The sequence below is a fragment of the Nocardia sp. XZ_19_369 genome, from assembly GCF_015355715.1.
Classification (GTDB): domain Bacteria; phylum Actinomycetota; class Actinomycetes; order Mycobacteriales; family Mycobacteriaceae; genus Nocardia.
Window position 1 is genome coordinate 97,638 of the sequence record NZ_JACVED010000001.1, and the last position, 9,155, is coordinate 106,792.

At 66.8% G+C, this 9,155-nt stretch carries 11 protein-coding genes; 6 read left to right on the forward strand and 5 right to left on the reverse strand.

All coding sequences use genetic code 11. The features are described 5' to 3' along the window. Positions 1 to 7: 7 nt before the first annotated feature. Positions 8 to 1,024: an NAD(P)-dependent alcohol dehydrogenase gene (locus tag IBX18_RS00480; protein ID WP_228540236.1), complete on the reverse strand. Its 1,017-nt coding sequence runs from the start codon at positions 1,022 to 1,024 to the stop codon at positions 8 to 10. Positions 1,025 to 1,115: 91 nt separating this feature from the next. Between IBX18_RS00480 and IBX18_RS00485 the strand changes: the two genes are divergently transcribed. Then, the gene (locus tag IBX18_RS00485; RefSeq protein ID WP_194831852.1) at positions 1,116 to 1,787 is read left to right on the forward strand and encodes a TetR/AcrR family transcriptional regulator C-terminal domain-containing protein; all 672 of its coding nucleotides are present in this window, start codon (positions 1,116 to 1,118) and stop codon (positions 1,785 to 1,787) included. 3 nt (positions 1,788 to 1,790) lie between these two features. On the opposite strand, the gene IBX18_RS00490 is transcribed toward IBX18_RS00485, so the two are convergent. Next, complete coding sequence (locus IBX18_RS00490) at positions 1,791 to 2,267, reverse strand: MarR family winged helix-turn-helix transcriptional regulator (RefSeq protein WP_194831853.1); 477 nt, start codon at positions 2,265 to 2,267, stop codon at positions 1,791 to 1,793. Between the two features lie 110 nt (positions 2,268 to 2,377). Between IBX18_RS00490 and IBX18_RS00495 the strand changes: the two genes are divergently transcribed. Further along, the gene (locus IBX18_RS00495) at positions 2,378 to 3,517 is read left to right on the forward strand and encodes a GDSL-type esterase/lipase family protein (RefSeq protein ID WP_194831854.1); all 1,140 of its coding nucleotides are present in this window, start codon (positions 2,378 to 2,380) and stop codon (positions 3,515 to 3,517) included. 40 nt (positions 3,518 to 3,557) lie between these two features. On the opposite strand, the gene IBX18_RS00500 is transcribed toward IBX18_RS00495, so the two are convergent. Further along, on the reverse strand, positions 3,558 to 4,166 hold the full coding sequence (locus IBX18_RS00500) for a TetR/AcrR family transcriptional regulator (protein WP_194831855.1): 609 nt from the start codon (positions 4,164 to 4,166) through the stop codon (positions 3,558 to 3,560). A 71-nt stretch (positions 4,167 to 4,237) separates the two neighbouring features. Here IBX18_RS00500 and asnB point away from each other — a divergent pair, with 71 nt between their 5' ends. After that, positions 4,238 to 6,076: an asparagine synthase (glutamine-hydrolyzing) gene (gene asnB / locus IBX18_RS00505; protein WP_194831856.1), complete on the forward strand. Its 1,839-nt coding sequence runs from the start codon at positions 4,238 to 4,240 to the stop codon at positions 6,074 to 6,076. Here asnB and IBX18_RS00510 read toward each other — a convergent pair. Next, complete coding sequence (locus tag IBX18_RS00510; protein WP_194831857.1) at positions 6,073 to 6,696, reverse strand: TetR/AcrR family transcriptional regulator; 624 nt, start codon at positions 6,694 to 6,696, stop codon at positions 6,073 to 6,075. The genes asnB and IBX18_RS00510 overlap by 4 nt on opposite strands. 72 nt (positions 6,697 to 6,768) lie before the next feature. Here IBX18_RS00510 and IBX18_RS00515 point away from each other — a divergent pair, with 72 nt between their 5' ends. Genes IBX18_RS00515 through IBX18_RS00525 form a run of 3 tightly spaced genes read left to right on the forward strand, consistent with a single transcriptional unit; the run spans position 6,769 to position 8,425 of the window. Beyond that, positions 6,769 to 7,329 carry a peroxiredoxin-like family protein gene (locus tag IBX18_RS00515; RefSeq protein ID WP_194831858.1) on the forward strand — a complete coding sequence of 187 codons (561 nt, stop codon included), beginning with the start codon at positions 6,769 to 6,771 and terminating at the stop codon, positions 7,327 to 7,329. Continuing rightward, complete coding sequence (locus IBX18_RS00520; RefSeq protein ID WP_228540237.1) at positions 7,326 to 7,808, forward strand: anthrone oxygenase family protein; 483 nt, start codon at positions 7,326 to 7,328, stop codon at positions 7,806 to 7,808. The genes IBX18_RS00515 and IBX18_RS00520 overlap by 4 nt, the downstream gene beginning before the upstream one ends. After that, positions 7,805 to 8,425: a YHS domain-containing protein gene (locus IBX18_RS00525; RefSeq protein ID WP_194831860.1), complete on the forward strand. Its 621-nt coding sequence runs from the start codon at positions 7,805 to 7,807 to the stop codon at positions 8,423 to 8,425. The genes IBX18_RS00520 and IBX18_RS00525 overlap by 4 nt, the downstream gene beginning before the upstream one ends. 16 nt (positions 8,426 to 8,441) lie before the next feature. On the opposite strand, the gene IBX18_RS00530 is transcribed toward IBX18_RS00525, so the two are convergent. Further along, positions 8,442 to 9,005 (reverse strand): Uma2 family endonuclease, encoded by a 564-nt coding sequence (locus IBX18_RS00530; protein ID WP_228540238.1) that lies wholly within the window; start codon positions 9,003 to 9,005, stop codon positions 8,442 to 8,444. Positions 9,006 to 9,155 lie beyond the last annotated feature (150 nt).

The following is a 9,155-nucleotide window of genomic DNA, read 5'->3' on the forward strand; positions in this document are numbered from 1 at the left end:
CCCTAGCTCAGACGACGATCACCGTCTTGCCCTGGGCGTGCCCGGTGAGCACGTGCTGCACAGCCTCAGCTGTTTTCGCCAAGGGGAAGCTCTGCTCGATCAGCGGCCGGAGGGTGCCGTCGGCCGCCGACTCCGCCAAGAACTCCAGGTCCGCACGGCGTGGGCGCATCAGCAGTAGCGCGATCCGCTGACTCGCGAAGAGGTTGGCCAGCAGCACCTTTCCCATCCACAGCACCGGCCCCGCCCAGTCCCCGCCGGGTGCGCCCGCCGAGGAGACGAAGACACCCTTCGGGGCCAGTACTCGGCGGCAGTCCCGCAGCGATCGGTTGCCGACCAGGTCGAGCAGCACGTCATACCGTTGCTCGCCGACGGTGAAATCATCGGTGGTGTAGTCGATTACGTGGTCGGCACCCAACGAGCGCAGCACCTCGATGTGCCGGGTGCTGCACACGGCGGTGACCTCGGCGCCGAACGCCTTGGCGAGCTGGATCGCGAAACTGCCGACCCCACCCGAGGCCCCGTTGACGAGCACCGTCTGCCCGGCCTGAAGCCGACCGGCATCGCGCAACCCTTGCAGCGCCGTCATGCCCGAATCGGGCAGCGCCGCAGCCGCTTCGATGGCGAGCCCGTCGGGAACGTGGGCGAGCCGCTGTTCCGGGACGCACACGTACTCCGCGAAGGCTCCCGAATCCGCCGCACCGAATACCCTGTCACCGGGCCGGAATCCGGTCACCTCGCCGCCGACCGCGACCACCTCGCCGGCCAGGTCGTGCCCGATGATCGCATCCTTGGGCCGCCGCAGGCCGAAGCCCAGCCGCAGCAGATAGGGCGTGCCGGTGAGCAGGTGGATATCGCCCTGGCTCACCGACGCGGCCCGCACCCGGACCAGAACCTCGTCGGCGCGTGGATTCGGCCGATCGACTACCTCGGTCCGGAGCACCGCGCCGGTACCGTAGCGCGGCGCGACGATCGCCGTCATCGTGCGGACATCGACTGTGGATTGCGGGCTGTGCGCCTCGGACATGGGATTTCCTCGCGTGAAACGGTTACTTACAGCGTAAGTCCCTCGCCCCGGACGGTACGCTTACACCGTAAGTCCGTCAAGAGAGGCGTCCATGCCCAAGACCGCCGCCCACGGCACCTCGCGCGCACCGCTCAGCCGGGAGAAGGTGCTGCACACCGCCGTTCGACTCGCCGACGAGCATGGCCTCGCGGCATTGTCCATGCGCAAACTGGCCCAGACGCTCGGCGTCGAGGCGATGTCGCTGTACAACCACGTGACCAACAAGGACGACCTGCTCGACGGCATCGCCGATCTGGTGGTCGCCGAGATGGGCACCCCCGAGATCGGCGGCGACTGGAAAGCGGCCATGCGCGCACGGGCCATGTCGGCGCACGAGGTGCTGCTGCGACATCCGTGGGCGACCGGCTTGATCGGCTCGCGGCTCAATGTCGGCCCCGCCATGCTGCGCTACGTGGACGCGACCGTCGGCTGTCTCCGCTCGGCCGGCTTCTCCTACCAGCAGGCCGACCGAGCGTGGAACGCGATGGACAGCCACATCTACGGATTCACCTTGCAGGAGGTGAACTTTCCGCTGCAACCGGACGAGTACGCCTCCGCCGCAGCACAGTTCCTGCCACGGATACCGGCGGATCAGTTTCCGTACATGAACGCGTTGTCACAGTTGGTCATCGACGGAAAACACTCGGGCACAGCGGATTTCACCTTCGGCCTGAACCTCATCCTGGACGGACTCGAACGACTCCTCGGCGAATCCGCCGACTGAGCATCACTGCCCCTCGGCCCCCAGCGTCGCCTCGGGATTGGTGGTGTCGCGAACAACACGGAGCGCACCGATCAGCCCGTCGAGTTGCGCGGGCGTCAGCAGTCCGGTGAACCAGCGCTCGACCGCGGCGACATAGTCCGGCAGCACCTGCGCGAGCCGCTGCGCGCCGGATTCGGTCAGCACCGCGTACGCACCGCGCCGATCGCCGGGGTCGAGCGCACGCTCGACCAGCCCGTGCCGGGCCAGCCGATCGACCAGGCGGGTGACGCCGCTGGTGGAGAGCGCCGTCTGGGCGGCCAGATCCGTCATGCGCAGCCGCCGATCGGGCGAACGACTCAGGCGCATCAGCGCATTCATATCCAGTCCGGACAGACCGTGCGCTTTATACACCGGCGTCAACTTGGTGACCAGCCCTTCGTGCGCCTCGAACAGCAGGCCCATGGTGGTCAGCCGTGGGTCGTCGAACAGGTCCGCATCCATGCCACCAACCTACCCCGTACTGATTGCTTCGCGGATAGTTGACATGAGGAATACTTCGTACTAGAAATATGCATACGCATTATTCCTCACAACAACTACTGGAGCATTCGATGTCTGACACCACCGCCTGGGTCGCCGGTTTCCGTTCCGCGGTCATCAGCCCTTACGAGCAGGTCAAGCTCAGCGAATCACGGACCTTCGCCGACCAGACCGTGCGTCAGGTGCTGCATTTGGCCGGCGGCGGCGAGCAACTCCGCGTCCGGCTCACCAACCTGTACGGGCGGGATCCACTGGTGATCGGCGCCGCGCACGTCGCGCTGCGCAAGACCGGCAACGAGATCATCGCCGAGACCGACACCGTCCTGCGGTTCGACGGCGCGGACCAGGTCACCATCCCGGCGGGCGGTGCGGCGATCAGCGATCCGGTCGAGCTGACCGTCGCCGCGGGCACCGATCTGACGCTGAGCCTGTACCTGCCCGAGCAGACCGGACTCGCGACCCGTTCGCACGAGCCCAGTGAAATCGCCTATGTCGCAGACGGAAACGTCGCAGCGCAACCGGATCTCGGTGCTGCCGAGGAGGTTCCCGCGCGCTTCTACGTCACCGGTGTCGACGTACTCGCTCCTGTGAACACCCCCGTCGCCGTCGCGCTCGGCGATTCGTGGTTCGAAGGCGTCGGCTCGACCATGAGCGCGAACCGCCGCTCGGTGGACGCCCTCAACGACCGACTCGACCGCGGCTGGGTCGTCAACCAGGGCATCGGCGGAAATCGACTGCTGACCAACGAGATCGGCGTGCCCGGCCTGGACAGGTTCGACCGGGACGTCCTCAGCACCCCGGGCGTCAGCAGCGTGCTGATCAACTTCGGCATCAACGACCTCATCCTGGGCGGCATGTCGGGCGAAGCACCCGCCACCACCGAAGAACTGATCGCCGGTTTCATCGAGATCGCCCGCCGCGCCCACGACGCCGGCCTGACCATGCACGCCGCCACCATCGGCCCCTACGCGGGCTGCGTCTACCCTGGGATGCCGATCGAGCAGACCCTGCCGACCCGGCGCGAGGTCAACGAATGGTTGCGCAGCACCGACGTTTTCGACACCGTCTTCGACGTGGCCCGCGCGGTGCAGGACCCGCAACGCCCGGACTTCATCCTCCCGGCATACGACAGCGGTGACGGCATGCACCTCAACGACGCGGGCCACCGCGCCATGGCGGAGACCGTCGACGTCGCGGCATTGTTCCACTGAACCACCGAGGCGAGTCGTCGCGTAGTGCGGCGACTCGTCTTCAGCGGGCCAGATCCGTTGCGGCCCTGATTGTCTGGTCGATCGCGCCGTCGACCGCAGCCTGGAACACGCGACCCTCGCGCAGCGCGGCGCGACCGCCGGCGAACATCGCGCCGCACAACCCACCCACCAGTGTCGCCGCCCGTACCGGGTCCAGCTGTCCGGGAAATGCCGCACACAATGCCCGAGCCAGCCGGTCCTCCACCTCGAACAGGCGCTGCAACGTGGCCCCGCGCAGCGCGGGGACCGACATCAGCAGCCGCAGGCGCGCAGCCTCCAGTTCGCCGCTCGGATCGCGCGGCCCGCCCACCATCTCCGCGAGGATCGCCCGCATGGCATCGGCCAGCACCTCGCCGACGCTCGCGGCGGCGTCCCGCTGCTCGATCGTCGCGAGCCCTACGTCGAGCAGGGCGCCGCCCTCGGCGAACAGCACCGCCTCCTTGGTCGGGAAGTGGTTGAAGAACGTGGCGGGCGAAACATCCGCGGCCGCAGCGATTTCGGTCACCGTCGTCTCGTCGTAGCCCTTCGTCTCGAACAGGCGGTACGCCGCTTCGGCAATGGCCACTCTGGTGCGCTGCTTCTTGCGCTCGCGCAACCCCGGTTCACCCATGGGCAGCAGCTTACTATATCAACCTCAAACTTACAGTTGCTCTATTTTTAGAGTCGCTCTAGCATTGTGGCATGTGCGGAATCACCGGATGGGTCTCCTTTCAGCGAGACTTCTCGACAGCAACCACCGAAACCCTCGACGCGATGACGGCCACCATGGCGTGCCGCGGACCCGACGACAGCGGCGTCTGGATCGCGCCGCACGCCGCCCTCGGCCACCGCAGACTGGCCGTCATCGACTTGGCGGGCGGCACCCAGCCGATGACCATCGACACGCCGGAAGGCGTTGTCGCCATGGTCTATTCGGGCGAGACCTACAACTTCCGCGAATTGCGGTCCGAACTGCGCGCCCGCGGCCACCGGTGCACCACCGAGTCCGACACCGAGGTCGTGCTCCGGGCATACCTGGAATGGGGCCCGGCCTTCGCCGAGCGACTGAACGGCATGTACGCGTTCGCCATCTGGGACGCACGCACCGAGCAGCTGGTCATGGTGCGCGATCGGCTGGGCATCAAACCCTTCTACTACTACCCCACCGACGACGGCCTGCTCTTCGGCTCCGAGCCCAAGGCGATCCTGGCAAATCCATTGGCCGACAAGCGGATCGGGCTGGACGGCCTGCGCGAGTTGTTCACCACGATCGTCCGCCCGGAGCAGGCGTTCTGGACAGGAATGCGGCAGGTGCCGCCGGGCACGGTGCTGACCGTCGGCCGCGACGGCATCCGCAGCACCACCTACTGGTCGCTGCGCACCATGGAGCACCGCGACGATCGCGCGACAACAGTGCGGACCGTCCGCGAGCTGCTGGAGGATACCGTTGCCCGGCAGCTGATTTCGGACGTCCCGCGGTGCGTCCTGCTGTCCGGCGGACTGGACTCGTCCGCGCTCACCGCCCTCGCCGCGCGACACCTGCGCGACTCCGGCGAGCGGCTGCGCAGCTTCAGTGTCGAATTCCAGAACCAGCAGCGGGATTTCGTGCCCGACGAGTGGCGGGTCACCCTGGACGCGCCCTTCGCCCGCGCCGTCGCCCAGCATGTCGACTCCGAACATCGCGACATCGTGCTCGACGGCGCCGCCCTGTCCGATCCGGCGGTCCGGGCCGCCGTGGTCACGGCCCGCGACATACCCACGGGCTTCGGCGACAGCGAGACGTCGCTCTACCTGTTGTTCAAGGCGATTCGCGAACACTCGACCGTCGCACTGTCCGGCGAGTCCGCCGATGAGCTCTTCGGCGGTTATCGCTGGTTCGCCGAGGCCGAGGCGCACGGGATGACGACGTTCCCGTGGCTGTCGGTGCTACCGCAGGCGTTCGTGCAGCGCACCAGGCTGCTGGATCCCGACCTGACCGCCGCGCTCGATCTCGACACCTATCTCGCCGACAGCTTCGCGGACGCTGCCGCCGAGGTCACCGGGCTGGACGGCGAGGGCGAGCTGGAGTTCCGGATGCGGCAGGCCTCGTACCTGCACCTCACCCGTTTCCTGCGCACCATGCTCGACCGCAAGGACCGGATGAGCATGGCGGTCGGCCTCGAAGTCCGCGTGCCCTACTGCGACCACCGCCTGGTCGAGTACGTCTACAACGCGCCGTGGTCGCTGAAATCCTTCGACGGACGGGAGAAGAGCCTGCTGCGTGCGGCCGCCGCCGATATCCTGCCGCGCTCGGTCGTCGAGCGCGTCAAGAGCCACTATCCGATCACCAAGGATGTGGCCTACACCGAGTCGGTGCGCGCACAGGCGAGCGATCTGCTTGCCACGCAGCAACATCCGGTCTTCCAGCTGTACGACTACGACGCCGTCACCAAGGCCGTCGACCGCCCGGCCGACCAGCTCAACGAGCCCGATCGCTTCGATCTCGAGCAGCTGCTCGACTTCGCGATCTGGCTGGACCGTTACACACCGTCGTTCACCTAGCCGGGTCGCCCGGCCGCCAACCCGCGCAACACAATGGCGAGGCCGCCGCGGAACTCGTCGTCCACCGACATCGTTCGGGCCTGCGCGGCGGTCGCGGTCAGCGTCGGGTACTCCTCGGGCGACAGCCGCGCGATGGCCGTGGTCGCGGGGGCATTGATCGACGCGTAGTGCTCGTTCTCCAAGGACCCGAGCAGGAACGCGACCAGCGTGCGCTGCGCGATTACTCGATCGGCCCCCGCGAACCCGCCTTCGGTGAGCACCGCGAGCATGGCCTCCATCCAGCGCAGGGTGGCGGTCGAGTTCTTCCGGTGCCGCGGCACCAGCGGCACCGTCGCGGGGTGCGCGGAGATGGCCGCCCGCATCCGCTCGAGCAAGGTGGTGAGGCGGTCGCGCCAGTGCGAATCGGCCGGGGTCGAGACGTCGATCCCGGCGAGCACCTCGTCGACGACCAGGATTTCCAGTTCCTCCCGGTCGGACACGTAGCGGTACAGCGCCATGGTGGCCATCCGCAGTTCCTTCGCCACGGCCCGCATGGTGAGTGCGGACAGCCCGTCGCGGTCGATGACCGCGAGCGCGGCGACGCCGAGATCGGACTTCGTCAGCGAACGAGGACGTGGCATGGGTTGACAGCGTACAAGCTGCGCGCATACTGGACGTAGGCGTACAAGGTACGCCTACGAAAGGAAGCGCTCATGTCTTTACCGACCTCTGTCTCCCACCGGGTACTGACCACCATCTCCGACACACCCGTGCCCGTCCCCGATCCAGATCGCCTGATACACCTGCAATTCCGCAGATTCGCCGGTTGCCCCGTCTGCAATCTGCACCTGCGTTCGATCGTCGCGCGCCGGGCCGAGATCACAGCCGCCAACATTCGCGAAGTGGTCGTATTCCATTCCAGCGCAGCAGAATTACGTAAGTACACCGAGGACATCCCGCTAGACCTGATCGCCGATCCCACCCGCGAGCTGTACCGCGAGTTCGGCGTCGAATCGTCACCGCGCGCGCTGCTCGACCCGCGCGGTTGGCCCACGATCCTGCGCGGTGTAGCGCACGCCGCGCTCGCCACGCTCCGCAAAAAGCAACCCGCTCCCCCGACCAAGCCGGAGGGTGGCAACCTCGGCCTCCCCGCCGACTTCCTCATCGCGCCGGATGGTCGCGTCCTCGCGGCCAAACACGGCGTACACGTCGATGATCAATGGTCGGTCGACGAACTGCTCGCGCTGGCACCTGTGTCGGAGCACCGCCGTTGACCATCGTCCAAAAGCCCGCTCTGGCACGAGCATCCGCGCTGGCCTTCGGCGGCCTGCTGGCCGGCGCGTTCGGGTACGGCGCCGTGAATGTCCTCTACGCGTTCCGCAAGGTCCCGCTCGACGTCCGCTTCACCTTCCACACCGCCCTGATGTCGGTGAACGGCCTGGTCATGCAGTCACTCATGGGCCTCACCATCCTCAGCTGCCTGGTGCTGGCATTCCGGACCACCGGCCGCGACCGCCTGCTCGCCGGAACCGCTGCGGCACTGGCCGTTTCCTCGTTCCTGATCACCCGGCTGGGCAACATACCGATCAACCAGCACATCAAGGTGTGGGCGGTGAGCTCACCGCCGGCCGACTACGCCGCGATCCTCGCCCGCTGGGAGGCCTTCCACTTCGCCCGCACCACCTGTGCGCTGCTGGCCTTCCTCCTGATCGTCACCCTCACCCTCGCCCCAGCGAAAAGAGCACTGCCATGATGACCGTCGAACTGTTCGTCGCCGACGAACAGCTGACCAGCGACCGGAAACACGAACTCGCCGAACGGATCCTGCGGGACCTGACCACCGAACCGGCAGCACCGGACTCGGTGATGGCGAAGGCGCGCGAACTCACCCACGTACTCGTACGCACGCCGGACACCTGGGTGACCGGCGGTCCGAGCATCGCCGACGCACCCCGCTACCTGGTGCGCCTCACGGTCCCCGGCGCCTGGAGCAACACCAGCGAATTCGGCGACCACGTCATCCCGCTGATCACCCGCGCCATCGCCGAGACCGAACCCGACCCGACCCGCCTCACCCGAGACCCGCACTGCCTGGTCCAGATCATCGGCCTCCGCGAACACAACATCGGCACCCTCGGCCGAAAAACCACCATCTCCGACATCACCAAGCTGATGACCGACGACTACCGAGCCACCGCCACCCCGGTCGATGCCCCCGAAGGCCACGTCATCGACCCCGTCTGCGGCATGCCGGTCGAACTGGCCACCGCCCGGATCACCCTGACCCACAACGGCACCGACTACGCCTTCTGTGCCCCGGTGTGCCGCAAGGTATTCGCCGAGGAACACATGATCAGCGTCGAACACTGACCCGAGCAGCTGCCGCTCAGGGCAGCAGTGTTGCGGGGTCAATCGTGAATTCGAATGGGCTACGCAGGGTGACGGTGTCGCCGGCCGCCACCCTGTGCGTCAGCTCGTAAGTCTTGTCGTCACCGAGCTCATGGGCGAAGAGAACCGGCAGGGACTCGCCGGACAACTGGCCTCTGAACGGGTTGATCTCGAATCGCCAGTAGTTCGGAATTCCTGCCTCGCCGTAGAGAACCGGCTTCGCCATCCGGTCCTGCAGGGTTGTCGATTTGGAGACCACCTCGACCGCCAGCTTCACCTGCTCCACCGGGATCCCGCGGTCATCCAGATCGAAGGGGACGGTCACCACCATGAGATCCGGGATCGGCTCGTCGTCACCGATCAGCACTCCGAGGCCCTCTACAACGATGTGACCGGACGGCACGACTGCGTCGAGCGCGCGTTCCAAACCCTTGATCAGCAGTTGATGCCGCGGCTTGGGTGCGGCGTTCACGACGAGCTGGCCGTTCAACACCTCGTAACGCAGTCCGTCTTCGGGAATGTTGTCGAGGTCAGCAGCCGTCCAATGGTCAGCGTGGGGCATCGGCATCGCTATACGGCACCTCCAACGTTGTCGAACGGGGGCAACTGAAGTCCTGCTGGATTCCGCCCGAGGCTAGCTGAACGTGCTGGCCAATCCGCCTGTGAAGAGCAAGTTTGTGCTCTTCACAGGCGGATTGCCGCATATTGGTCC

Coding starts and splice junctions, on each gene's coding strand:
- IBX18_RS00480 (WP_228540236.1), bottom strand. CDS start 1,024: ATGTCCGAGGCGCACAGCCCGCAATCCACAGTCGATGTCCGCACGATG.
- IBX18_RS00485 (WP_194831852.1), top strand. CDS start 1,116: ATGCCCAAGACCGCCGCCCACGGCACCTCGCGCGCACCGCTCAGCCGG.
- IBX18_RS00490 (WP_194831853.1), bottom strand. CDS start 2,267: ATGGATGCGGACCTGTTCGACGACCCACGGCTGACCACCATGGGCCTG.
- IBX18_RS00495 (WP_194831854.1), top strand. CDS start 2,378: ATGTCTGACACCACCGCCTGGGTCGCCGGTTTCCGTTCCGCGGTCATC.
- IBX18_RS00500 (WP_194831855.1), bottom strand. CDS start 4,166: ATGGGTGAACCGGGGTTGCGCGAGCGCAAGAAGCAGCGCACCAGAGTG.
- asnB (WP_194831856.1), top strand. CDS start 4,238: ATGTGCGGAATCACCGGATGGGTCTCCTTTCAGCGAGACTTCTCGACA.
- IBX18_RS00510 (WP_194831857.1), bottom strand. CDS start 6,696: ATGCCACGTCCTCGTTCGCTGACGAAGTCCGATCTCGGCGTCGCCGCG.
- IBX18_RS00515 (WP_194831858.1), top strand. CDS start 6,769: ATGTCTTTACCGACCTCTGTCTCCCACCGGGTACTGACCACCATCTCC.
- IBX18_RS00525 (WP_194831860.1), top strand. CDS start 7,805: ATGATGACCGTCGAACTGTTCGTCGCCGACGAACAGCTGACCAGCGAC.
- IBX18_RS00530 (WP_228540238.1), bottom strand. CDS start 9,005: ATGCCCCACGCTGACCATTGGACGGCTGCTGACCTCGACAACATTCCC.